Origin of the sequence: Micromonospora deserti (assembly GCF_003236335.1) — a bacterium.
GTDB classification, from domain to species: domain Bacteria; phylum Actinomycetota; class Actinomycetes; order Mycobacteriales; family Micromonosporaceae; genus Micromonospora; species Micromonospora deserti.
In genome coordinates this window covers 1-23,621 of sequence record NZ_POUB01000068.1, presented here as the reverse complement: position 1 = coordinate 23,621, position 23,621 = coordinate 1, and the positions used below count along the sequence as shown (strand labels likewise).

Annotated in this window: 18 protein-coding genes and 2 pseudogenes; 5 read left to right on the top strand and 15 right to left on the bottom strand. The window is 74.2% G+C overall.

Features of this window, described 5'->3' with window-relative positions; all coding sequences use genetic code 11:
• Both C1I99_RS12590 and C1I99_RS12585 read right to left on the bottom strand, forming a co-directional pair.
• Positions 1-1,084: pseudogene (locus tag C1I99_RS12590) on the bottom strand (transposase); the annotation flags it as partial.
• A 40-nt stretch (positions 1,085-1,124) separates the two neighbouring features.
• The gene (locus C1I99_RS12585; RefSeq protein ID WP_111134407.1) at positions 1,125-2,081 is read right to left on the bottom strand and encodes a SatS C-terminal domain-containing protein; all 957 of its coding nucleotides are present in this window, start codon (positions 2,079-2,081) and stop codon (positions 1,125-1,127) included.
• Between the two features lie 118 nt (positions 2,082-2,199).
• Between C1I99_RS12585 and C1I99_RS12580 the strand changes: the two genes are divergently transcribed.
• On the top strand, positions 2,200-2,541 hold the full coding sequence (locus C1I99_RS12580; RefSeq protein ID WP_111134406.1) for a PadR family transcriptional regulator: 342 nt from the start codon (positions 2,200-2,202) through the stop codon (positions 2,539-2,541).
• A gap of 10 nt (positions 2,542-2,551) precedes the next feature.
• Here the strand turns inward: C1I99_RS12580 and C1I99_RS12575 are convergent, their stop codons facing one another.
• The 10 genes and pseudogenes from C1I99_RS12575 to deoC all read right to left on the bottom strand — a co-directional run bounded on the left by C1I99_RS12575 (position 2,552) and on the right by deoC (position 13,816).
• Complete coding sequence (locus C1I99_RS12575) at positions 2,552-3,223, bottom strand: permease prefix domain 1-containing protein (protein WP_111134405.1); 672 nt, start codon at positions 3,221-3,223, stop codon at positions 2,552-2,554.
• Positions 3,224-3,304: 81 nt separating this feature from the next.
• Positions 3,305-5,125, bottom strand: a pseudogene (gene cydC / locus C1I99_RS12570) (thiol reductant ABC exporter subunit CydC); the annotation flags it as partial.
• The gene (cydD, locus tag C1I99_RS12565; RefSeq protein WP_111134408.1) at positions 5,050-6,729 is read right to left on the bottom strand and encodes a thiol reductant ABC exporter subunit CydD; all 1,680 of its coding nucleotides are present in this window, start codon (positions 6,727-6,729) and stop codon (positions 5,050-5,052) included. The pseudogene cydC and the gene cydD, both read right to left, overlap by 76 nt.
• Positions 6,726-7,733 carry a cytochrome d ubiquinol oxidase subunit II gene (gene cydB / locus C1I99_RS12560; RefSeq protein ID WP_111134403.1) on the bottom strand — a complete coding sequence of 336 codons (1,008 nt, stop codon included), beginning with the start codon at positions 7,731-7,733 and terminating at the stop codon, positions 6,726-6,728. The genes cydD and cydB overlap by 4 nt, the downstream gene beginning before the upstream one ends.
• Before the next feature lie 9 nt (positions 7,734-7,742).
• Entirely contained in the window at positions 7,743-8,993 is a 1,251-nt protein-coding gene (locus C1I99_RS12555; RefSeq protein WP_111134402.1) for a cytochrome ubiquinol oxidase subunit I, read from the bottom strand.
• A 151-nt stretch (positions 8,994-9,144) separates the two neighbouring features.
• On the bottom strand, positions 9,145-10,050 hold the full coding sequence (locus tag C1I99_RS12550; protein WP_111134401.1) for a M56 family metallopeptidase: 906 nt from the start codon (positions 10,048-10,050) through the stop codon (positions 9,145-9,147).
• A gap of 10 nt (positions 10,051-10,060) precedes the next feature.
• Entirely contained in the window at positions 10,061-10,531 is a 471-nt protein-coding gene (locus C1I99_RS12545) for a BlaI/MecI/CopY family transcriptional regulator (protein ID WP_111134400.1), read from the bottom strand.
• Between the two features lie 45 nt (positions 10,532-10,576).
• Entirely contained in the window at positions 10,577-11,401 is an 825-nt protein-coding gene (locus C1I99_RS12540) for an aldehyde dehydrogenase family protein (RefSeq protein WP_111134399.1), read from the bottom strand.
• On the bottom strand, positions 11,394-12,851 hold the full coding sequence (locus tag C1I99_RS12535; protein ID WP_111134398.1) for an aldehyde dehydrogenase family protein: 1,458 nt from the start codon (positions 12,849-12,851) through the stop codon (positions 11,394-11,396). Before C1I99_RS12535 ends, C1I99_RS12540 begins: the two co-directional genes overlap by 8 nt.
• 5 nt (positions 12,852-12,856) lie before the next feature.
• Positions 12,857-13,816, bottom strand: a complete 960-nt coding sequence (gene deoC / locus C1I99_RS12530) for a deoxyribose-phosphate aldolase (protein WP_111134397.1) — start codon at positions 13,814-13,816, stop codon at positions 12,857-12,859.
• A 133-nt stretch (positions 13,817-13,949) separates the two neighbouring features.
• Here deoC and upp point away from each other — a divergent pair, with 133 nt between their 5' ends.
• Positions 13,950-14,582, top strand: coding sequence for a uracil phosphoribosyltransferase (gene upp, locus C1I99_RS12525; protein ID WP_111134396.1), 633 nt, complete (start codon positions 13,950-13,952; stop codon positions 14,580-14,582).
• An 82-nt stretch (positions 14,583-14,664) separates the two neighbouring features.
• The gene (locus C1I99_RS12520) at positions 14,665-15,342 is read left to right on the top strand and encodes a GOLPH3/VPS74 family protein (RefSeq protein WP_111134395.1); all 678 of its coding nucleotides are present in this window, start codon (positions 14,665-14,667) and stop codon (positions 15,340-15,342) included.
• A gap of 38 nt (positions 15,343-15,380) precedes the next feature.
• On the opposite strand, the gene C1I99_RS12515 is transcribed toward C1I99_RS12520, so the two are convergent.
• Both C1I99_RS12515 and C1I99_RS12510 read right to left on the bottom strand, forming a co-directional pair.
• Complete coding sequence (locus tag C1I99_RS12515; protein ID WP_111134394.1) at positions 15,381-17,048, bottom strand: phospho-sugar mutase; 1,668 nt, start codon at positions 17,046-17,048, stop codon at positions 15,381-15,383.
• Positions 17,049-17,096: 48 nt separating this feature from the next.
• Positions 17,097-19,151 carry a serine/threonine-protein kinase gene (locus tag C1I99_RS12510; RefSeq protein WP_111134393.1) on the bottom strand — a complete coding sequence of 685 codons (2,055 nt, stop codon included), beginning with the start codon at positions 19,149-19,151 and terminating at the stop codon, positions 17,097-17,099.
• Between the two features lie 204 nt (positions 19,152-19,355).
• Here C1I99_RS12510 and C1I99_RS12505 point away from each other — a divergent pair, with 204 nt between their 5' ends.
• The gene (locus C1I99_RS12505) at positions 19,356-20,939 is read left to right on the top strand and encodes an acyl-CoA mutase large subunit family protein (RefSeq protein WP_111134392.1); all 1,584 of its coding nucleotides are present in this window, start codon (positions 19,356-19,358) and stop codon (positions 20,937-20,939) included.
• A gap of 633 nt (positions 20,940-21,572) precedes the next feature.
• Complete coding sequence (locus C1I99_RS12500) at positions 21,573-22,832, top strand: amidohydrolase (protein WP_111134391.1); 1,260 nt, start codon at positions 21,573-21,575, stop codon at positions 22,830-22,832.
• Here C1I99_RS12500 and C1I99_RS12495 read toward each other — a convergent pair.
• Positions 22,789-23,621: DUF4349 domain-containing protein (locus tag C1I99_RS12495; protein WP_111134390.1), on the bottom strand; the 833-nt coding region annotated here is incomplete at its 5' end. The genes C1I99_RS12500 and C1I99_RS12495 overlap by 44 nt on opposite strands.

Genomic DNA, 23,621 nt, shown 5'->3' with positions numbered 1-23,621 from the left:
GGGTGGCACCGGAGACCGGCTCCGGTCGGCTCCGGCGGCCGCCGGACGGGGCCGGTCCGGGCTCCGCCTGCCGGACCGCGCGCAGACCGGAGCCGGCCGGGGTGAGGCCGGGCAGTTCGTCGACCGGCTCGCCGCGCCGGGCCGCGGCGCGGCGTCCGGGAGCTGGAGCGGGCGTGGTGACCCGCGCGCTGAGCGCGCCGACCAGCGCTTCGCAGCCGGCGTCGCAGGCCCGGACGGAGGCGACCGCCTGGCGCACGGTCTCCGCCACGGCGGAGGTGAGGGCCCGGTTGACCGTCGTGCGCCGCGGCGTCTCGGAGATCGCCACCCGCAGCGCGGTCACCGCCTCCTCGATCTCGCCGGCGTCGGCGATCCCGTCCGCCGCGAGGTGCGCCGCCACCGCGTCGGCGGCGACGGCCACGTCGCGGCCCCGCGCGACGGTCCCGGACAGCATGCCCGGCTCGGGCAGCGCGTCCAGGACGGCCAGCGGGACCGGCTCGGCCGGGTCGAGGTAGGCCCGCAGCGCGGCCGGGTAGAGCTCGCGGAGCACCTCCCGCAGCGCGACGGCGGCGGAGTGCCGGCCGCTGGCCAGCGCGGCGTGCGCGGCTAGCACCTGCTTGTACCCGGCGAGGTCACGTGGGGCGGGCAGGGTGACCGCCGAGAGCGCGCCGGCCTGCAGGGCACGGGCCAGGCCGACCGCGCGGCGCTCCGCCTGCGGGGACTGCATCTCCTCCAGGGAGTCGTCGTCGGCGAACCGCTCGGCGAAGTCGTCGACGGAGTCGTCGTCGGCGATCGCCAGGGGGCGACCCGCCGCGCTGAGCAGCGAGGTGACTGTGTGGTCGTCGCTGTCGGCGGCGATCGCCGCACCGCTCGGCCCGCCCGACCGCTCCACGAGCAGCGTGACCAGCTGGGCATAGCCCGCCGGGTCGTCGCCGATCTCGCAGACATGCAGCAGACGGCCTGCGTCGTCGACCACAGCGGACGTCAGCGCCGAACCGGCCGAAGCCGATCGGTCGGCCGGATCCGCCGAGGCCAGACCGCAGTACACGCGCACGAGCGCCACGGCGTCGTCCTCCTCCCGGGACACAGGTCTTGCACTGCCAGAGACTGATGCTCCCCGCTCGGGGTCAGTCGCGCCAGTCCACGACAGCAGAGATCTTGCCGACAATGGTGCGCCAACCCAAACTTGCGGTTTGTGCCCCGATTTTCTTCAGCCGTCGGCGGCCGAGGAACCCGCCGACGCCGCCGTTGACCGTGGCGCGCAGCGCCTCGTCCAGGTCGTCGAGGCTGGACCCGGCGGAGAGCATGTCCTGCACCGCGGGCAGACGCAGCGCGTACGCGACGTCGCGGGCCACCTCGCCGGCCTCGATCAGCAGCGTCGGGTCCCAGGTGTCGTGCCCGCCGCGGAGGTTCTCCACAACCAGGTCGAGCTCGTAGATGTCCTCGTCGAGCGGCGCGATGTCGGCCGGTTCCACCCGTTCGGACAGTTCATTCCAGCTGTCCAGTTGGGACATGTCGTTCGGTGCCCCGGACCGGATGAAGCTGACCAGCGACTCAGGTGTCTTGAACAGCAGCAGCTTCCCCCGGTGGCTGAGGAAGACCGGCACCTCCTCGTCGCCCGCCTCGTCCTCGGCCGCCGCCTCGTCGGTCTCCTCGTCGGTCTCCTCGTCGGACTCGGTGTCGCCGCGGCGGGCGGTGGTCTTCTCCTCGTCGCTGTCGGCGAACTCCCGGGCGAGGTCCTCGTCGAGGATGACCACGCTCTCGTCGTCCTCGTCCTCGTCGGCCTCGGCGACCTGCCGGCGGGCCAGGAACGGGTCGTCCTGGTCGCGCTCGGTGACGTCGGTCGGGGTCAGTTCCCGCGCCGACCGGTACGCCCGCAGCGTGTAGCCGGTCCCGGCGGGTAGGGCGATCTCCACCGGGTCGACCCGCAGTTCGTCCCAGAGCGCGCGGGCGGTCTCGGCCGACGCGGGGACATTGTCGGACTCGGCCGGGTCGCCGGCGTCGTCGAGCTCGGGCTCGTCGGCGTCGGGCCGTTGGGGCGACTGGCGGGCCACGCTGACCTCCGTGTGCTTTGGGTTGCGCACCCGTCGGCCTCCGCTGCCGGCGAGTGACTCTGGGCACATACCCTAGTGGGCGGCTCCGGGCGACCGGTGCCCGCACCCCGGTGGCGGACCGGCCGGTACACAAGTAGCCTAGCTACACATGAAGGCCCAGGCGATGCACGGACACCTCGACGCACTCCTGCTCGCGGTGCTGGAGCGGGGCGCGCTGCACGGCTACGCGATCATCGAGGCGCTGCGGGCCCGCAGCGACGGCCAGCTGGACCTGCCCACCGGCACCGTCTATCCGGCACTGCGCCGGCTGGAGCGGGCCGGGCACGTGGTGAGCAGCTGGAGCATCGTCAACGGCCGGGAACGGCGGACGTACCAGCTCACCGACGCGGGACGGCGGGCGCTCGCGGGGGAGCGGTCGGACTGGCGCGAGTTCCGTTCCACCGTCGGGCGCTTCCTCGACGCTGATCCCCCACCCACCGCCCCGGCCTGACCGGGCCGGCTCAGCGGGCGGCGAGCAGCCAGCCGCGGGCCGCCCGGGCCAGCCAGAAGTAGCCGGCGCAGACCAGCATCCCGCCGACGATCATCGGTGGCCAGGTGAGGGCGGCCTCCCAGAGCCCGAACGACCAGCCGAACAGGGCCGTGCCGGCCAGCGCGCCGAGGACGAGGACGGCGGTCAGCCCGGCACCGACCGCCCGGCCCAGCCCGGCCGGGCCGCGCAGCGCCCACCGGCCGGCTCCGGCCAGCACCAGCGCGGCCGCCGCCAGCACGAACGCGGTGCCCCAGATCCAGCTCAACGAGGCGGACAGGAGCAAGTAGCCGGCCGGCGGCCGGGGGCCGTCGTTGCTCCAGCTCGACCCCTGCCAGGTGAGGTCGCCGGCCAGCATCACGGCGACGGCCATGGCGACCACCCGCAGCGCCAGCCCGCGCAGCGCGCCTACCGCCAGCTCCGCCTGATACGCCGGGACCAGCTGCGCCGGGGTGCCGAACTCGGCCACCGCCCGGCGCTGCGCCTCGGCCGCCGACAGCCCGTCCGCCCGGTACGCCTCGACCGCGTCCGACAGGCCGTGCCTTGCCTCGGTCAGCAGGTCGGACTTCAGCCGGCGCGGCCCGTGCAGCCGCCCGGCCAGCTCCCGCAGGCGGTCCTCCACCCACACGTCGTCGCAGCCTTGCATGAGCCCACCCTGCCACCGGCGGCCGCCGGGCGTCGTCCGGGACAACCCTGGCCCGACCCGGAGACCGGCCGGGCCGGCCGGTCAGGGAGCCAGCGCGAGGTAGCCGCGCTCGGCCGCCTCCTGGAGCAGCCACTGGTCCCGGTACCAGCCGGGGGCCTCGACCAGGTCGGCGTGCCGGCCGCGCTGGGTGATCCGGCCGGCGTCGAGCACCAGGATCTCGTCCAGCTCGGTCAGACCGAGCAGCCGGTGGCTGATCAGCAGCACGGAGTGCCCGGCCGGGGTGGCGGCCAGCGTGGAGCGGAGCACCGCGTCGGCGGCGGCCGGGTCCAGCCCTTCCGTCGGCTCGTCGAGCACCAGCACCCCGGGCGCGGCGAGCAGCGCCCGGGCCAGCGCGAGACGCTGCCGTTGACCGCCGGAGAGCTGCCCGCCCTCCTCACCGACCACGGTCTCCCAGCCGGCCGGCTGCGCGCGTACCCAGTCCAGCAACCCGGCCGCCGCGGTCGCCGCGGCCAGCTCGTCGTCGCCCGCCCCCGGACGGCCGAGCAGCAGGTTCTCCCGCACCGAGGCGTGGAAGACGTACGCCTCGGCGAGCAGCCCGCCGACCGCCCGCGGCAGCTCCTCGCCCCGGTACGCCGACAGCTCCCGTCCGTCCAGGGTGACCCGTCCGCCCTGCGGCCGGACCGTCCCGGTGAGGACGGCCGCCAGGGTGCTCTTGCCGGCGCCGCTGGGCCCGACCACGGCCACCCGGCGACCGGGCGGCAGGTCCAGGCTGAACCCGTCCAGGGCCGGCGCGGCCCCATCCCGGTAGCGGACGGTCACCTCCTCGAACCGCACCGCGTGCGGCCCCGGTTCGACGCCGGCTCCGCCGCCGGCCGGAGCGGCCGGGGTCTCCGCCAGCAGGGCGGCGACCCGGGCGAGGCCGGTCCGCAGACCGGTCCACTGCCGGGCTGCCCCGACCAGCGCCAGTGCGATCTCCACGGCGGCAAGCGTGCCGACCGCCAGCACGCCGACCAGCACCCCGTCGACACCGGCCGCCAGGGCGGTCAGCACCACCGCGCCGGCGGTCAGGCCGGACAGCAGCACCCCGGCCGCGTCCACCGCGAACCCGGTCGCGGCCAGCCGCCGCTCCAGCCGGGCCAGCCGCCCGGCGCGTTCCCGCGCCGCGTGCAGCGCGTACCCGGTGGCGCCGAAGGCGGCCAGGTCGGCGGCGCCGTGGGTGAGGTCCACCGCGTCCGTGGCCAGCGCACCGCGCAGCGGCGCGAGTTCGGCGCCGGCGCGCCGGGTCAGCGCGGTGGCCAGTGCGGGCAGCGCGACCCCGGCCACCAGCAGCCCGACGGCGAGCGCCCCGGCGGCGGCCGGCGAGACCAGCGCGGCCCCGCCGACCGCGACCGCGCTGACCAGCACGGCCGCCGCGGCCGGCACGAGCACCCGCAGCAGCAGGTCCTGCACCGCCTCGACGTCGGAGACCAGCCGGCTGAGCGCGTCCCCGGCGCGCTGGCGCGGGGCCGGGCGGGCGGCGAGGGTGGCGAAGACCCGGGCCCGGACGTCGGTGATCAGCCGCAGTACGGCGTCGTGCCCGGCGAGCCGTTCCGTGTAGCGGAGCACCCCCCGGCTGATGGCGAGGGCCCGGACCGCCACGATCGCCACGGTGAGCCGGTCCAGCGGCGGCCGACCGGCGGCGCTCATCAGCAGCCAGGTCGCGGTGGCCATCAGGGCCAGGCCGGCGAACTCGGTGCCGGCGGCCAGCAGCCCGGCCCCGACCAGCCGGTTCAGGTACGGCCGGGCCAGCCGCAGGACGGTCCGCTCGGGGTGCCGGGGGGTGCCGTTCACCGGGCCGCCTCCCCGACGGGGGCGGGGGTGAGCTCGGTGACCCGGCCGTGCTCCACCCGGAGGATCCGGTCGGCGTCCGCGAGCAGCGCGGGCCGGTGCGCCACCAGCAGTGCCGTCCGGCCGGTGACCAGCCGGCGGGTGGCCGCCAGCACCACGGTCTCGGAGGCGGTGTCCAGCCGGGCGGTCGGCTCGTCGAGCAGCACCACCGGGGCGTCCCGCAGGAACGCGCGGGCCAGCGCCACCCGTTGCCGCTGGCCGCTGGACAGGCCGTGCCCGCGTTCGCCGAGCACGGTGGCCAGCCCGTCGGGCAGCCCGGCGACCACCTCGTCCAGGGCCGCGTCGCGGACCGCGGGGGCGAGCGCGGCGTCCGGCGTGCCCGGGGCGCCGAGGCGGATGTTGTCGGCCACTGAGGCGGCGAAGAGGTGAGCCCGCTGCGGCACCCAGGCCAACTGCCGGCGCCAGGCGTCGAGGTCGGCGTCGGCGAGGTCCACCCCGCCCACGGTGACCCGGCCGACGGTCGGCGTGACGAAGCCGAGGAGCAGGCCGAGCAGGGTGCTCTTGCCGGCGCCGCTCGGCCCGATGACGGCGATCCGCTCGCCGGGCCGGATGGTCAGCGAGACGTCCCGCAGCGCCGTGGTGCGCTCGTACTCGACGGTCACCGATTCGAAGCGGATCTCGCCCCGGCCGTCCGGCACCGCCGCGGCGCCCTCCCGCCGTGGTGGCTCCGGTGCGCGGGCCGAGAGGGTGAGTGCCTCGTCCAGCGCGGCCAGCCCCTCCATGCTGGCGTGGAACCGGGCGCCGGCCGCCCGCAGCGGCAGGTACGCCTCCGGGGTGAGCAGCAGTACCAGCAACGCGGTCTGCAGGGCCAGCCCGCCACCGAGCAGCCGGACGCCGACCGGCACCGCGACCAGCGCCACCGACAGGGTGGCCACCAGCTCCAGCACCAGGGCGGAGAGGAAGGCGATGCGCAGCGTCTTCATGGTGGCGACCCGGTGCCCGTCGGCCATCCGGCGGACCACCTCGGTCTGTGCCCGGGCCCGACCGAAGGCGCGCAGCGTGGGCAGCCCGGCGACCATGTCGAGGAAGTGCCCGCCGAGCCGGGACAGCCGCCGCCATTGGCGTTCCGTGGCGGCCTGCGCCTGCCAGCCGAGCAGGGCCCCGAAGATCGGGATGAGCGGCAGGGTGACCGCGATGATCAGTGCCGAGCTCCAGTCGGCGAGGAAGATCCGCGCCAGTACGGCGAGTGGCACGGTGACGCTGAGCACGAGCTGCGGCAGGTACCCGGTGAAGTAGGCGTCCAGCGCGTCGAGCCCGCGCCCGGTCAGGGTGGCGAGCTGCCCGGCGCGCTGGCCGGCGACCCAGCCGGGGCCGTGCCGCCCGACCGCCCCGAGCAGCTCCGTGCGCAGGGTCGCCTTGACCGTGGCGGCGACCCGCGCCGAGACCGTGCCCTGCGCCCAGATCAGCAGGGCGCGGGCGGCCACCGTGGCGACGAAGCCGGCCAGCGCCGGCCGGTCCACCCGCCCTTCGAAGCCGGTCGCCAGCAGCGCGGCCAGGGTGGTGGCCTGCGCGACGACCAGGCCCGCGGCCAGCACGCCGAGCAGCGCGAGCACGGCGAGGTCGCGCCGGGCCGCGGGGACCCGACGCAGCAGACGCGGGTCGAAGGGACGGCGGTTCACCAGTACACCGGTGCCCTGCCGTCGGTCCGTCCCCGGAACACCCACCAGCACATCGCCTGAAAGCCTAGTAGGGCCGGCAGGAGCGGCACCGTCAGCCAGCCCAGCAGCCGCAGGGTGGGGCCGCTCGCCGCCGCATCGGCCACGGTCAGTGATGACCCGGCGTCGACGGTGGAGACCAGCGCGTAGGGCCAGAGGGCGGCGCCGACCAGCGCCACCGGCAGCGCCAGCGCCGCGCCGGTGGCAGCGAAGGCCAGCCCCGGCCGCCGCCGGATGAGCGCCGCGCGGGCGACCAGCAGCGCCGCGACCAGCACCACCGGCAGGAGTACGGCGGCCACCGGCTGCTGCGCGGTGGCGCGTACCCGATCGGAGAGCAGGCCGAGGGCGGTGGCCGCGCCGACCGCGGCGAGCGCCACCGGCACCAGCCGGCGGGCGAGCCGGCCGACCCCCTCGGCCTCGGTGGCCGGCAGCCGGAGGGTGAGGAAGGTCGCCCCGTGCACCGCGACGAGAGCCACCACGGCGAGCCCGGCGGCGGCCGCGAACGGGGTGAGCAGGTGGGTCACGCCCGCGACGTGGCCGTCGGCGTGCAGCGGTACGCCCTGGAGCAGCCCGCCTAGCAGGGCGCCCCAGCCGAGCGCGGCGAGCACGCTGCCGGCCACCACCACCCGGTCCCAGCCGGTCCGGGCCCGCGGGCCGGCCGGCCGGCTGCGCAGCTGCACCCCGGCGGTGACCGTGATCACCCCGAACAGCGCCCCGACCACGGCCGGGTAGAAGCCGGAGAGGAGTTCTCCCTCCAGCACGGGGAAGGCGCCGAACAGGATGCCGACGGCCGCCACCAGCCAGACCTCGTTACCGAGGAAGAACGGCCCGACCGCGTTCAGTAGGGCCCGGCGGCGGGTCGGGTCGGCGCCCCGGGCCAGTAGCAGGCCGACGCCGTAGTCGTAGCCGCCGAGCACCAGGTAGCTGGCGAAGAAGAGACCGAGCAGGGCGTACCAGGCGAGTTCCACGTGGTCTCCTCAGGCGAAGGCCGGTTCGGGGCGGGGATCGGCCGGCGGTTGTGTCGGCCGGCGGCCGAGGGCCGGGTCGTACGCGCCCCGGGCGGCGTGCTTCGCCAGCAACACCCAGTTGGTGACGGCGAGCGTGCCGAGCAGCAGGCTGAAGCCGATCAGCGAGGCGAGCATCACGCCGGGGCCGACGCCGGAGACGGCCTGCTCGGTGGGGAGCAGCCCGTAGGCCACCCAGGGCTGCCGGCCGACCTCCCGGGCGATCCAACCGAGGATCACCGCGACGAAGGGCAGCGGCAGGGCGAGCAGGAGCAGCCAGAGCGGGAAGCGCAGCCGGATGATCCAGTCCCGCCAGAGCAGGGGGAGCAGCAGCCAGAGCAGGCCGAGGCCGAGACCGATCAGGATCATGAAGCCGAGCCCGACGCTGGCCAGCACCGGCGGGGTGTAGTCGCCGGGACCGAACCGGGCGGTCCAGTCGGCGATCAGCTCCTCGGCGGCGGGACCACCGCCGAACTTGGTCGGCTGCACCGCCCCGACCGGCCCGAACTGGGCGAAGCCGAAGCCCTGCACCAGCGTGATGGACAGCGCCGCGGTGATCAGCCCGATCCGCAGCGAGGTACGGAACAGCGCGAGGTCGGGGGTACGCCGGATCAGGTGCCAGGCGCTGACCGCGGCCATCAGCATGCCGCCGACGAGCAGGGCGGCCGAGGCCACGTGCCCGAGGGCCATCCCGAGGCTGGGATTGGTCAGCAGGGCGGTGAAGTCGGTGAGGTGGGCGACGCCGTCGTGTACCTCGTGGCCGACCGGGTTCTGCAGCCAGGAGTTGGCCACCATGATCCAGAACGCCGAGGCGTACGCGGTGAGCGCGACACCCCAGAGCAGCGCGAGGTGGACGCCCCGGCGCAGCCGGTGCCAGCCGAAGATCCACATGCCGAGGAAGGTGGATTCGAGGAAGAACGCGACCAGCGTCTCGATCGCCAGCGGCGCCCCGAAGACGTTTCCGACGTAGCGCGACAGCCCGCTCCAGTTCAGCCCGAACTGGAACTCCATCACGACGCCGGTGGCGATGCCCAGCACATAGTTGATCACGTAGAGCTGGCCCCAGAACCGGGTCAGCCGCTCGTAGACCGGTTTGTCGGTGAGCACCCAGGTGGTCTGCAGCCCGACCAGCAGGGTGACCAGGCCGAGGGTGACCACCACGAAGAGGAAGTGGATCGACGTGGTGGTGGCGAACTGCAGGCGGGCGAGGAGCAGGGTGTCCATTGCCGGCTCTCCCGTAGGTCGGCGCACTTGTCGTAGTCAGCCTACACGTAGATTCTCTACACATGACTACTACGCATCGTCGTATGCAAGTCTACGACGGTGCGTAGTAGTCATGTGGGGCGGGTGACCGCTGGGCTGCCCGGCGAACCGGTCAGCTGAGGAAGAGGGAGATGGGCAGCGCGGCCAGGGTGGTCGCCACGGCCAGCGCGGCGGCGCCGATCAGCCGCGGCGGCCGGTCGGCGACCAGCAGCCGCTGTACCCGGACATCCAGGTCGCGATCGCCGACGCCGAGCGCTCCGGCCGGGGTGATCCGGTTGCCGGCCGCGGCGAACCGGCGCAGCGCGCCGGCCAGTGGGGCGTCGGCGTGCGCCTCCCGGGCCTTGTCGTCGGCGCGCATCTCGACCAGCAGGGCGACCCGCTCGTGGGCCGCGCGGACCCAGCGAAACCAGGGCAACGCCCGGCAGAGCGCGGTGAACGGGAGCAGGACGAGGTCGTGCCGCTCCTGGGCGTGCGCCCGCTCGTGGGCGAGTACCGCCTCCAGCTCGGCGCGATCCAGCAGGCTCAGCGTCCCGGCGCTGACCACCACCCGCGGCCTCACCCCGGGCAGGCAGTACGCGGCCGCGCTCGGATGGTCGAGGACCAGCGCGCCGGGTACGGTCGGGTCCTGCCGGGCGACCAGGGTGAGCAGGTCCCGGTGCCGGCGCTGGGCCCGTACCGTGCCGTGGATGCTGCGGACCGTCGTGGTCAGCAGCACCGCGCCGATGCCGAAACCGACCCCGACCAGCCCGAGGTGCACCGTGCCGAGCCCGGCCGGGAGGGTGCCGTGGCCCAGGTCGGCGGCGAGGGCGAGCAGCGCGCTGCCGGTCGGCCGGTCGTAGGTGGCCAGGCCGAGCGCCATCGGCAGGCCCATCGCGGAGAGGCCGACCGCCAGCCCGACCGCCTGCCAGCAGACGATCGCCACCCGGGGGCTACGCCACGGCCAGGTGGACGCGGCGAGAACCTGCGCGGTGAGCCAGCACGCCAGCATCGACGCGGCGAAGTGCACGGCGTACGCCACGGCCGCCGCCCTACCGGTCCGTGGCCTCGTCGGCCAGGGACGGTTGCCCGGCCCGGTCGGTGCGCGGGGCCTCGACCCGGTCGGCCAGCTCCGGCCCGGCCGGTTCGGCCGGCGTCACCCCCGCCTGCGCGGAGAGCGCGGCGCGGAGCACGTCCGCCTCGGTGCCGGTCACCGAGCGGGCGAAGCGCACCAGCGCGGCGTCCCGGCTGCCGCCCAGGTCGAGCGCGTCGAGCATCAGCTGCGCGATGTGCGCCTCCCGGCTGGCGGCGGCCCGGTACCGCCAGGCCCGGCCCTCCCGCTCGCGCTGCACCATGCCCTTGCCGGCGAGCCGGTCGAGCACGGTCATCACCGTCGTGTACGCCAGCTCGCGACCGGCCAGCGCGTCGGCCACCTCGCGCACCGTGACACCGTCGGACGTGCTCGGGACCGAATCCCACAGCACGTCCATCACCGCACGTTCCAGATCACCGAGCCGCGTCACACGGCAATCCTACCCCCCGTAGTAGACCCCCCGTTCCACGGCGGGTCAGACCCCCTTGGGGTGCCAGACGGTCTTGGTCTCCAGCAGCGACGTCATCCGGGTGATGCCGGGGTCGGCGTACCAGTCGTATTCGGCCGGCACCGGCCGGAGCACCCGCTTGAGGTTCTCCGCCGCCCGGACCTCCAGATCTGCCGCCAGGTCCGGGTCGGTCACCCCGGTCAGGTCGATCGCGTTGACGTCCATGTGCGCGGCCAGCGTCGGGACGGTCTCCGACAGCCGGCCGGTCAGGATGTTGACCACGCCGCCGGGCAGGTCGGAGGTGGCCAGCACCTCGGCCAGCGTCACCGCCGCCAGCGGGGCCGACGGCGAGGCCGCCACCACCACCGTGTTGCCGGTGACGATCGCCGGGGCGACCACGCTGACCAGCCCGAGCAGCGCCGGTGCCTCGGGCGCCACCACAGCCACCACCCCGGTCGGCTCCGGCGCCGAGAGGTTGAAGTACGGCCCGGCGACCGGGTTGGCGCCGCCGTACACCTGGGGGAGCTTGTCGGACCAGCCGGCGTACCAGACCCAGCGGTCGACCGCCGCGTACACCTCCTCGTCGCTGACCCCCAGGGCGACGAACTGCTCGCGGCGGCCCTCCAGCATCTCGGCCACCCGGTAGAGGATCTGGCCCCGGTTGTACGCGGTCGCCCCGGCCCAGCCCTTCGCGGCGGCGCGGGCCGCGACCACCGCGTCCCGGGCGTCCTTGCGGGAGGAGAGTGCCACGTTCGCGTCCTGCACGAGATACGACCGTCCCGACTCGCTGCGCGGGAACTTCCCGCCGATGAAGAGCTTGTACGTCTTGCGTACCGCGACCCGCTCAGACATTGAGGTAGCCCTCCAGCCCGTGCCGGCCGCCCTCGCGACCGTAGCCCGACTCCTTGTAGCCGCCGAACGGCGAGGTGGGGTCGAACTTGTTGAACGTGTTGGCCCAGACCACGCCGGCGCGGAGCCGGTCGGCCATCCAGAGGATCCGGGAGCCCTTGTCGGTCCAGATCCCGGCGGACAGCCCGTACGGCGTGTTGTTCGCCTTCTCCACCGCCTCGGCCGGGGTACGGAAGGTGAGCACGGACAGCACCGGGCCGAAGATCTCCTCCCGGGCGATCCGGTGCGCCTGGGTGACCCCCGTGAAGATGGTCGGAGCGAACCAGAAGCCCCGCTCGGGCAGCTGGCACGGCGGCGACCAGCGCTCCGCGCCCTCGGCGGCGCCGGCCTCGGAGAGTTCCCGGATCCGGGCCAGCTGGGCGGCCGAGTTGATGGCGCCGATGTCGGTGTTCTTGTCCAGCGGGTCGCCGACCCGCAACTGGGCCATCCGCCGCTTCAGCGACTCCAGCACCCGGTCGGCGACCGACTCCTGGACCAGCAGTCGCGAGCCGGCGCAGCAGACGTGCCCCTGGTTGAAGAAGATGCCGTTGACGATCCCCTCGACCGCCTGGTCGATGGGGGCGTCGTCGAAGACGATGTTGGCGGCCTTGCCGCCCAGCTCCAGGGTGAGCTTCTTGCGGGTGCCGGCGACCGCGCGGGCGATGGCCCGGCCCACCTCGGTGGAGCCGGTGAAGGCGACCTTGTCCACGCCGGGGTGCTCGACCAGCGTCCGGCCGGTCTCGCCGGCACCGGTGACGATGTTGACCACGCCGGCGGGCAGGTCGGCCTGCTGGCAGATCTCGGCGAAGAGCAGCGCGGACAGCGGGGTGGTCTCGGCCGGCTTCAGTACCACCGTGTTGCCGGCGGCCAGCGCCGGGGCGATCTTCCAGGCCAGCATCAGCAGCGGAAAATTCCACGGGATGACCTGCGCGGCCACGCCGAGAGGCCGCGGGTCGGTCCCGCTGTGCTGACTCGTCGGCCGCTGGCCGAACCCGGCGTAGGCCAGCTTGTCGGCCCAGCCGGCGTAGTAGAAGAAGTGCGCGGCGACCAGCGGCAGGTCGACGTCGCGGGACTCCTTGATCGGCTTGCCGTTGTCCAGCGACTCCAGCACCGCCAGCTCGCGGGAGCGCTCCTGGATGATCCGGGCGATCCGGAACAGGTACTTGGCCCGGTCCCGGCCCGGCATCGGACCCCAGACCTTCTCGTACGCCTCGCGGGCGGCGCGGACCGCGCGGTCGACGTCCTGCGCACCGGCCTCGGCGACCTCCGCGAGGACCTCCTCCGACGCCGGGTTGATCGACTTGAAGGAGCCGCCGTCGGTCGGGTCGACGAACCGTCCGCCGATGAAGAGCCCGTACGAGGGCCTGATGTCCACCACCGAGCGCGACTCGGGGGCGGGCGCGTATTCGAACATCGCTCTCAGTCCAGGGTGAAGTAGTCGGGACCGGAGTAGACGCCGGTCGTCAGCTTGGTGCGCTGCATGAGCAGGTCGTTCAGCAGGCTGGACGCGCCGAAGCGGAACCAGTCCGGGTCCAGCCAGTCCGCGCCGACGGTCTCGTTGATCATGACCAGGTACTTGATCGCGTCCTTGGTGGTTCGGATGCCGCCGGCCGGCTTCACGCCGACCTGCCGCCCGGTGGCGGCGCGGAAGTCACGGACCGCCTCCAGCATCACCAGCGTCACCGGCGGGGTGGCGGCCACCGGGACCTTGCCGGTGGAGGTCTTGATGAAGTCGCCGCCGGCCAGCATCGCCAGCCAGGAGGCCCGCCGCACGTTGTCGTAGGTGGCGAGCTCGCCGGTCTCCAGGATCACCTTGAGGTGGGCGTCCCCGCTGGCCTCCTTGGTGGCCACGATCTCGTCGTAGACCTCCTTGTAGCGGCCGGCCAGGAAGGCGCCCCGGTTGATCACCATGTCGATCTCGTCGGCGCCGGCCTCGACGGCCGCCCGGGTGTCGGCGAGCTTGACCTCCAGCGGCGCCTGCCCGGACGGGAAGGCAGTCGCCACGCTGGCCAGGTGCACGCCGCTGCCGCGGAGCACCTCGGCCACGTGCGGGACCATCGTCGGGTAGACGCAGACCGCGCCGACGTGCGGGCAGGACGGGTCGGCCGGGTCCGGGCGCAGCGCCTTGGCGGCGAGCGCGCGGACCTTCCCGGGCGTGTCCGCGCCCTCCAGGGTGGTCAGGTCGACCATCCGGATGGCCAGGTCGATCGCCTGCGCCTTGGCGGTCGTCTTGATGGAGCGGGTCCCGAGCTGCGCCGCCCGCTGCTCCGCGCCGACCTGGTCCACGCCGGGCAGGCCGTGCAGGAAGGTCCGCAGCGCGGTCTCGGATCGTCCCAGCTCGGAGAGGTCCGACCGGGCCGACGTCGTTGTCGCCGTCATGCCGGGAAGTCTACGCGTCCGGAGCGCGGGTGATCTTGGTCACGGCCTCCCGGTGGCGGTGCCGCGTGAGCGGCGTCGCTGGTCGGCCCGCACCTCCGGTGCCGAACCCGGCGGACCGGTAGGTTGAGCGATCGTGGACGTACACGTCATTGACCATCCGCTCGCCCAGTCCCGGCTGACCGCCATGCGGGACGCGCGCACCGATTCCGCCTCGTTCCGGGCAGCGCTGCACGAACTCACCACCATGCTGGTGTACGAGGCCGCCCGCTCGTTCGCGGTCGAGAAGTACCCGGTGCAGACCCCGGTCACCGGCGCCGAGGGCAGCCGGCTGGCCAACCCGCCGCTGCTGGTGCCGGTGCTGCGGGCCGGTCTCGGCATGGCCGACGCCGCGCTCGGCCTGCTGCCCGAGTCGTCGATGGGCTTCGTCGGTCTGGCCCGCGACGAGGAGACGTACGAGCCGCGCGCCTACATGGAGTCGCTGCCCCGGGACCTGGCCGGCCGACCGGTGCTGGTGCTCGACCCGATGCTCGCCACCGGCGGCTCGCTGGAGCACTGCTGCCGGCTGCTGGCCGACCGGGGCTGCGCCGACATCACCGTGCTCTGCGTGCTCGCCGCCCCGGTGGGCATCGAGCGGCTGGCGCGGTCCGGCCTGCCGCTGCGGCTGGTCACCGCCGCGGTCGACGAGGGACTCAACGACCGGATGTTCATCGTGCCGGGCCTCGGCGACGCCGGCGACCGCCAGTTCGGCGGCATGCCCCGGTTCTGAGCCGGCCCGATCCGCCGCGCGGTCCCGCCCGGATCGGGCGGGTCCGTGCACTGGGTGCGCGCAGCGGATACCGTCTCGGGCCATGACTGGTGTTGCGCTCGCCGAAGAGCTGCTTCTCCTCGCGTACGACGACGAGACCGGCAAGGCGGCCATGCCGCGGATCAGCCTCGACCTCGGGATGGCCGCCGCGGTGCTGATCGAACTGGCCCTCGCCGGGCGCATCGCGTACGCCGAGGGATCCCTGGCGGTGCTCGACCCGACGCCCACCGGCGAGCCGGTCACCGACGGCGTCCTGGCCCGGATCGCCGCCGACACACCGCACAGCCCCTCCTCCTGGGTGCAGCGGCTGCGGCACGGCCTGCGCGACCGGATCCTCGGCGACCTGTGCCGCCAGGGCGTGGTGCGGGACGTGGACGAGACCGAGCTGGGCTTCATCCACGTGCACCGCTACCCGGTGGTGAACCCGGCGGTCGAGGCGGACAGCCGCCGGCGGCTCGCCGAGGCGCTCACCGGCTCCGCCACGCCCGACGAGCGGACCGCCGCGCTCGCCACCCTCGTCGCGGTGCTGCGGATGGAGCCGGCGCTCGGGGTGAGCGGCGCGGCCGCCGAGGATGCCCGTCGCCGGCTGACCGAGATCGCCAGCGGCGCCGGCTTCTCCGGTGAGGTCAGCCTGGAGGACTCCGTCGTCCGCCCGTCCGTCGGATTGGTCGTGGCCGCGCTGGCCCGGGCCGTCGACGCCGCCCTCGGCCCCCGCCGCTGAGCCGCTGCGCCACCGCGCGATCCACCATCGGGCCGCGCTCAGAGCCCCAGCGCGGCGGCGATCTCGGCGCGCAGCGCGGTGACCGCGGCCTGCGCCCGGCCCCGCGCCGCGGCGACGTCACCGTCCGTGACCGGCTCCACCACCTCCAGGTACGCCTTGAGCTTCGGCTCCGTACCCGACGGGCGGATCACCACCCGGGCCGCCTCGCTGCGCAGGATCACCACGTCCGCCCCGGGCAGCAGGTCCCGGGCCTCGGTGACCGGGTGCCCGAGCAGGCTGGCCGGGGTGGCGGCGCGGATCCGGGCCATCACGTCGGCGATCACCCGCAGGTCGTCGACCCGCACCGAGAGCTGGTCGGTGTGGTGCACGCCGAACTCGGCGGCCAGCTCGTCCAGCCGGTCGCTCAACGTGCGTCCCTGCGCCTTCAGCCCCGCGGCCAGCTCCGCCACGGTCAGCGCGGCGGTGATGCCGTCCTTGTCGCGTACGTGTTCGGGCGCCACGCAGTAGCCGAGCGCCTCCTCGTAGCCGAAGACCAGCGGCTGGCTCCCGTCGCCGGCCCGCACGATCCACTTGAACCCGGTCAGCGTCTCGTCGTACGGCAGGCCCCGGGCCGCGCACATCGCCCGCAGCAGGGACGACGACACGATGGTGGTGGCGTACAGGCCGATCACCCCACGGCGCATCAGATGGTCGGCGAGCAGCACCCCCACCTCGTCCCCGCGTAGCATCCGCCAGCCCGTGGCCGCGTCCCGGATGGCGACCGCGCAGCGGTCCGCGTCCGGGTCGTTGGCGACGGCGATGTCCGCGCCGGTGCTGTCGGCGAGCGCCACCAGCCGGTCCACCGCCCCGGGCTCCTCGGGGTTGGGGAAGGAGACGGTGGGGAACTCCGGGTCCGGCTCGGCCTGCTCGGGCACCACCCCCGGCACCGCGAACCCGGCCCGGGCGAAGGCCGCGGTCAGCGCCGCCGCCCCCACCCCATGCAGCGGCGTGTACGCCACCGCCAGGTCGCGCGGCCCGTCCGGCGCGACCACCGCGGCGGCCCGCTCCACGTAGGACGCCACCAGGTCGTCGCCGAGCACCTGGCCGGCCGGGCCGAGCGGCACCTCGGCCAGCGGGCCGACCGCCCGGATCGCCGCCTCGATCCCGGCGTCGGCCGGCGGCACGATCTGCGCGCCCGCGCCGAGCGGCCCGCCCAGCTCCTCGCCGAGGTAGACCTTGTAGCCGTTGTCCTGCGGCGGGTTGTGACTGGCGGTCACCATCACCCCCGCCACCGCGCCCAGGCGGCGCACCGCGTACGCCAGCACCGGGGTGGGCAGCGGTCGGGGCAGCAGCAGCGCGACCCGGCCGGCGCCGGTGGCCACCTGGGCCGTGCGCTCGGCGAACTGGCGGGAACCGTGGCGGGCGTCGTACCCGATCACCAGGGGGCCGGAGCCGCCCCGGGCGGCGAGCCAGGCGACCAGCCCGGCGGCGGCCCGGGTGACCACCGCGAGGTTCATCCCGTTCGGCCCGGCGCGCAGCGGGCCGCGCAGCCCGGCGGTGCCGAAGGTCAGCGGGCCGGCGAACCGGTCGGCCAGCTCCGGGGCGCTCGCCGGCAGCCGGTCGAGCACCGCCCGCAGCTCGTCGCGGCTGGCCGGGTCAGGGTCGTCGGCGAGCCAGCGCCGGGCTTGCTCGCGGATGTCGTCGATGTCAGTGGTGTCCGCCGGCATGCCCCTTGATAGCACGCCGGCCGATCACCACCTCCGCTTCCCCCGCGATCAGCCCGCGGCGGTGAGCTGGAACGACCGCACCATTTCGTCGAAGATCGGCTTGCTCTCCGCGAACTTCCCGTCCGTGCAGGTGAGGTAGAACGAGTAGACCTTGCCGTCGTGCACCACCCCACGCCACACCCCGTGCCGCATCGCCTCGCCCTCGCCGCAGGTGTACTCGAACTCGGCCGCCGGCTTGCCGGCGAGTTCCTGCTCGGTCATGGCGATCTGCTGGTAGGGCTTGGCGCACGACGCTGCCCGCTTCTCCAGGCCGTTCGCGGCCACCTCGGCCCAGCGCATCGAACTGCCGCCGAACTTCTCGGTGAGGATGCGCACCTTACGGCCGCTGTCGTCCGGGTCCACGTAGTCGATGTAGACGCCGCCGGTCGCCTTCTTCCAGCCCTTCGGCACCAGCACCTGGATACCGCGCGCGGAGTGCTCCTGCATCTCCACGCCGGGCCCGGCGGAAGCGGTCGTGGTGGGCTGGGTCTGCGGCGGCGTGGGTGCCGGGGCGTCGCCGCCGCTGAACAGGGCGACCGCCCCGAGCAGCAGCACCACGGCCAGCCCGCCGGCCGCCGCCAGCTGGACCTTGCGCGGCCAGCCCTGCACCGTGCCGGCGAGCTGCCTGCCGGCGTCGCGGACCCGGCCCAGCCCGCCGCCCGGGGCCCCCGTGCCGGGCGTGGTGGCCGCCGCCCACGGCTGCCCGGTGCCCGGCACCGACCACTGGCCGCCGTAGGTGCCGCCGATCCGCTGGGTGGCCTCCGGCTGGCCGCCGTACACGGTGGCCCGAGGGGCGCCGGTCGCGCCGATCCGCTGGGTGGCGTCCGCGCCGCCGATCCGCTGGGTGACCCCCGGCTGGCCGTAGGGGTGGCCGGCACTCGGCAGGGCCGGACGGCCGGTCGGGGCCGGCATCGCGCCGGTCGGGGTGTGCAGCGGCCCGGCCAGCGCGTCGGCGCTGGTCTCGTCCATCGCGGCGGCGCTCGCGGCGGCATGGCCGGGGCGAGCGCCCCGGCGCAGCGCGGCGAGCCGGTCGGTGAGTGATTCCCCGGGGGCGAGCATCGCCCGCCCGCCGATCTGCCCGCTCGGCTTCGGCTCTGGCGCGGTCGGCGGCGGCGGGGCCGGCACCGGCCGCTGCACCGGCACCACGGAGTACGGGTCGGTCACCGAGTTCACCGCGGCGGCGGTGCTGGTGAGCGGGCCGGCGAGCAGCTCGCGCAGCATCGCGCGGGCGGTGTGCACGTCCAGCCGGCGGGCCGGGTCCTTCTCCAGCAGGCCCATCAGCACCCGGGTCAGCGGCCCGCTGCGCTGTGGCGGGGCCGGTGGGTCCTCGACCACCGCGTGCATCGTCTCGATCGGGTCGCCCTTGTCGAACGGGGGTCGACCCTCCACCGCCGTGTAGAGCGTGACGCCGAGGGAGAAGAGGTCACTCGGCGGGCCGAACTCCTGGCCCATCGCCCGCTCCGGGGAGATGAAGTGGGGCGAGCCGAGCACCATCCCGGGCGTGGTGAGCTGCACGTCGGTGGGCATCCGGGCCACGCCGAAGTCGGTCAGCACGCAGCGGCCGTCGGAGCAGATCAGCACGTTGGCCGGCTTGACGTCGCGGTGCAGCACGCCGATCGCGTGCGCCACCTCGAGCGCGCCGAGCAGCGCGATGCCGATCTTGGCGACCACCCGCTGCGCGACCGGCCCGTCCTCGATCACCATGTCGGCGAGGCTGCGGGCGTCGAGCAGCTCCATCACGATCCACGGCCGGCCACCCTCGGTGACCACGTCGTACACCTGGACGACGGCGGGATGCTGGATGGCGGCGGCGGCGCGGGCCTCACGCAGGGTGCGCTCGTACATGGCGTCGCGGTCGCTGGGGGCCAGCCCGGGGGGCAGGACGACCTCCTTGACCGCCACGTCCCGGCGCAGCAGCGTGTCTGTGGCACGCCAGACCGTGCCCATGCCGCCGTTGCCCACCGCGGAGCGCAGCGAGTAGCGACCACCGATGGTGGTGCCGGGTGCCGCGCGTCCGTTGGGGGGACTGACTGGTCCGCCGCTCCACGTCGGGATCTGAGTCACAGAAAAGCCACCGGGGGATATCGAGGGGGCTGGCACACAACCCCCCTATCTTGCTGGTTCGGACGCCCGATGCGGAAGCCGACGCGGCGGACTTTGCCGAACTAGACGGTGTGTGCCCGGCGGTTCACCCCCCGTCGAGCCGCGCCGACGTAGTGTGCGGTATCCCTCACCCGCCGACGTCTCCGTGCGTCCTACCATCCGGTAATGAGTGAACGGCGGTCAAGCGAGTCCGGTTTCCCGATCAAGGGCGTCTACACGGCGGCCGACCTTCCCGAGGACCTGGACTCCCGGCTCGGCGGCCCGGGCGAGTTCCCGTACACCCGGGGGGTGTACCCGACCATGTACACCTCCCGTCCCTGGACGATGCGTCAGTACGCCGGGTTCGGCACCGCGACCGAGTCCAACGCCCGGTACCACCAGTTGCTGCGGGCCGGCACGATGGGTCTCTCGGTCGCCTTCGACCTGCCGACCCAGATGGGCTACGACTCCGACGACCCGATCGCGCACGGCGAGGTGGGCAAGGTCGGGGTGGCCATCGACTCCATCGAGGACATGCGGCTGCTCTTCGACGGCATCCCGCTGGACAAGGTCTCCACCTCGATGACCATCAACGCGCCCGGTTCGGTGCTGCTGCTGCTCTACCAGTTGGTCGCCGAGGAGAGCGGGGTCCCCGGCTCGGCGCTCAACGGCACGATCCAGAACGACATTCTCAAGGAGTACATCGCCCGGGGGACGTACATCTTCCCGCCGAAGCCGTCGCTGCGGCTGGTCGCCGACACGTTCGCGTACTGCCGCAAGGAGGTGCCGAAGTGGAACACCATCTCCATCTCCGGCTACCACATGGCGGAGGCCGGCGCGACGCCCGCCCAGGAGATCGCCTTCACGCTGGCCAACGGCGTCGAGTACGTCCGGGCCGCGCTGGCGGCCGGGCTGGCGGTGGACGACTTCGCGCCCCGGCTGTCGTTCTTCTTCGTGGCGCGGACGACGCTGCTGGAGGAGGTGGCCAAGTTCCGGGCCGCCCGCCGGATCTGGGCCCGGCTGATGCGCGACGACTTCGGCGCGAAGAACCCGAAGTCGATGATGCTGCGCTTCCACACCCAGACGGCGGGGGTGCAGCTCACCGCCCAGCAGCCCGAGGTCAACCTGGTCCGGGTGGCGGTGCAGGGGCTCGGCGCGGTGCTCGGCGGCACCCAGTCGCTGCACACCAACAGTTTCGACGAGGCGATCGCGCTGCCCACCGAGAAGGCGGCCCGGCTCGCGCTGCGCACCCAGCAGGTGCTGGCGTACGAGACGGACCTGACCGCCACCGTCGACCCGTTCGCCGGCTCGTACGTGGTGGAGGCGATGACGGCCGAGATCGAGGCGGCGGCCACCGAGCTGATGGACCGGGTCTTCGACCACGGGTCGGCGGTGGACGCCATCGAGGCCGGCTTCCAGAAGCGCGAGATCGAGCAGTCCGCGTACCGGATCGCCCAGGAGATCGACTCCGGTGAGCGGGTGGTGGTCGGGCTCAACCGGTTCACCGTCGACGAGGAGGAGCCGTACGAGCCGCTGCGGGTCGACCCGGCGATCGAGGCGGCGCAGGCCGAGCGGCTGGCCCGGCTGCGCGCCGAGCGCGACGGTGACGTGGTGGCGCGGGCGCTGGCCGAGCTGCGCACCGCCGCCGTGGGCACCGAGAACGTGCTCTACCCGATGAAGGAGGCGCTGCGCGCCCGGGCCACGGTGGGCGAGGTCTGCGGGACGCTGCGGGAGATCTGGGGGCTCTACCGGCCGAGCGATCGGTTCTGACCGGCCTAACCGACGGCCACCGGCCGCGCCCGTACCGCGCGGCGCCGGTGGCCGTCGCTGTTTCCGCAGGTCGTTACGGCGCGCGTGGAAGCGCTACAGTCGGATGCAGTTCCCGCCGCCGATCGGCGGCGCAGGCGCGGGGAGCAGGCCCGGCGACGCCGCCGGAGAGCTTCCGCGTCCCCCGGGGCGGCGTGGCCCACCGGTCACGGCGTGTGCCGGTGAGGTTTGCGGGTACGCGGACCGGGTGAACGGGGACGCACACCGTGTGCGGTCGGTCGACGCCCGAACGTGTGAGCGTCTGCGGAGCGCCGTCGCCGACAGTGGTCGGGTAATTGTCGGAGCGTCAGTTAATGGAACCGACTAATGCGACAATTCGGAACGACAAGGCTCGGGCGGGCGCTGACTTCGTGACCGCAGATTTGGTTACGCGTTGTAGGAGGTGGGGGGCAGATGACGGCGTTCGACCGCGATCTACCTGCTGTCCCGCAAATCTACGAACGCTCTCATCAGGGCATTCGTGACGCTGTGCGCTCCGATCACTACCGTAACGAGGTTGCGCAGCGTCACCGGCGGAGGTCTAGGCTGTCTGCTGTTCCCGATGATCCATCCATCACTAGTGATCGAGAATTCGACGTGACGAGTGCGTTGACGCTGCCGAACGGTAGCCAGCTGGCGTCGCCCTGGCCGGAGGCGCCATCCGGGTCCCACCCCCTGCCCTTTGAGCTCGATCATCTGCTCGCCCTCCGGGTACCCGGGCTGATCGCCACCCGCCGTCACATCCACTCGCACCCGGAACTCTCCGGCGAGGAGTTCGAGACCGCCGCCCTGATCGCCCGGGAACTCTCCCTGGCCGGGCTGCGCCCGCGGCTGCTGCCCAAGGGCAACGGGGTGATCTGCGACATCGACGGCCGGCCCGACGGCCCGGTGGTGGCGCTGCGCGCCGACATCGACGCGCTGCCGCTGGCCGACGTCAAGGACGTGCCGTACCGCTCCACCGTGAACGGCGTCTGCCACGCCTGCGGCCACGACGTGCACACCACGATCATGCTCGGCGTCGGCATGCTGCTCGCCCAGCTCGCCGAGCTGGGCGAGCTGCCCGGCCGGGTCCGGCTGATCTTCCAGCCGGCCGAGGAGATCCTGCCCTGCGGCTCGCTGGAGGTGATCGAGGCCGGCGGGCTGGACGACGTCGTGCAGATCTTCGCGCTGCACTGCGACCCCAACCTGCCGGTCGGCAAGATCGGCCTGCGGGTCGGTCCGATCACCGCGGCCGCCGACAACGTCACCGTCCGACTCGGCGGCCCGGGCGGGCACACCGCCCGCCCGCACCTGACCGTCGACCTGGTCGACGCACTGGGCCGGCTGATCACCGAGGTGCCCGCGCTGGTCAGTCGCCGGGTGCCGGCCAACAGCGGGCTGCTGCTGGTGTTCGGCCACGCCTCCGCCGGCACCCGCTACAACGTCATCCCCTCCGAGGCGTGCGCTTCCGGCACTCTGCGGGTGATGGACCGCGACACCTGGGAGCTGGCGCCCAAGATCGTGGCGCAGGTGGTCCGGGACGTCGTCGCGCCGACCGGCGCGACGGTCGACCTGGAATACCTGCGCGGTCGCCCGCCGGTCAGCAACGACTCGCGGGCCATCCAGATCCTGACCGCCGCCACCGTCGCCGCGTTCGGCCCGGAGGGCGTCGCCGAGACCCCGCAGAGCATGGGCGGCGAGGACTTCTCCTGGTACCTGGAGTACGTCCCCGGCGCCCTGGCCCGGCTCGGCGTCGGCCGGTCCGGCCCGAACGTCGACCTGCACCGAGCCTCGTTCGACGCCGACGAGCGGGCCATCCCCGCCGGGGTGCGGCTCATGGTGCAGACCGCGCTCCGGGCACTGGCGGCGGCGCAGTGACCCCGGCCGCCGTCGCCGGCTCCGCCGGCGACGGCGCGCCGACGGCGAGCGCCGCGGGCCGCCGCTGACGGCGCCGGCGGGCCAGCCACCAGACCAGACCCAGCGGTACGCCGAACACGACCAGCCAGGGCAGGATCGCCCCGAGCACGGTGAGCAGCACGGTCATCGAGGTCAGGAACACCTTCCAGCCGCCCTTCAGCCCGACCAGGAAGCCGGCGTCGGTCTCCTCCTCGGCCAGGCGGGCGTCCGGCCCGACCAGGGACACGGTGACGGTGGAGAGCGCGGTGAGGTCGGCCAGCCGGCGCTTCTTCGCCTCCAGCGAGGCGAGGTCGGCCTCCCGGCGGGCCAGCTCGTTCTCCAGCGACACCAGGTCGCTGATGGTGGTGGCCCGGGCCAGCAACCGGCGGGCGTTCTCCACCCGGGCCCGCTGGCTGGTGATGCGGGCGTCCAGGTCCACGGTTTCCTCGGTGACGTCCTCCGTGGTGATCTCCCGTCGCTGCTGGGTGCCCAGCTTCGCGATGTCGTCGACCACGGCGGTGAACTTCGCCGCCGGCACCCGTAGCTCCAGGTCGGCGGTGGCCTCCGCGGCGGAACTGCGGCGCTGGTCCCCGCCGACGAAGCCGCCCGCGGCGGTCACCAGCGCGATCGCGTCCCGGGCCGCCCGGTCGACGTCGTCCACCTGCACCCGCATCGAGCCCGTGTAGATGATGGACCGCTGGTCCACCCGCAGATCCGGCGCACCCGCGCCGGCTGGCGCCGCGCCCCGGTCGGCGCCCGCCTCCGTGCCCC

Excerpts from the sequence above, each read along its gene's own strand:
- C1I99_RS12580 (WP_111134406.1), top strand. The coding sequence starts at position 2,200 with ATGAAGGCCCAGGCGATGCACGGACACCTCGACGCACTCCTGCTCGCG.
- C1I99_RS12575 (WP_111134405.1), bottom strand. The coding sequence starts at position 3,223 with ATGCAAGGCTGCGACGACGTGTGGGTGGAGGACCGCCTGCGGGAGCTG.
- C1I99_RS12555 (WP_111134402.1), bottom strand. The coding sequence starts at position 8,993 with ATGGACACCCTGCTCCTCGCCCGCCTGCAGTTCGCCACCACCACGTCG.
- C1I99_RS12540 (WP_111134399.1), bottom strand. The coding sequence starts at position 11,401 with ATGTCTGAGCGGGTCGCGGTACGCAAGACGTACAAGCTCTTCATCGGC.
- C1I99_RS12535 (WP_111134398.1), bottom strand. The coding sequence starts at position 12,851 with ATGTTCGAATACGCGCCCGCCCCCGAGTCGCGCTCGGTGGTGGACATC.
- deoC (WP_111134397.1), bottom strand. The coding sequence starts at position 13,816 with ATGACGGCGACAACGACGTCGGCCCGGTCGGACCTCTCCGAGCTGGGA.
- C1I99_RS12520 (WP_111134395.1), top strand. The coding sequence starts at position 14,665 with ATGACTGGTGTTGCGCTCGCCGAAGAGCTGCTTCTCCTCGCGTACGAC.
- C1I99_RS12515 (WP_111134394.1), bottom strand. The coding sequence starts at position 17,048 with ATGCCGGCGGACACCACTGACATCGACGACATCCGCGAGCAAGCCCGG.
- C1I99_RS12505 (WP_111134392.1), top strand. The coding sequence starts at position 19,356 with ATGAGTGAACGGCGGTCAAGCGAGTCCGGTTTCCCGATCAAGGGCGTC.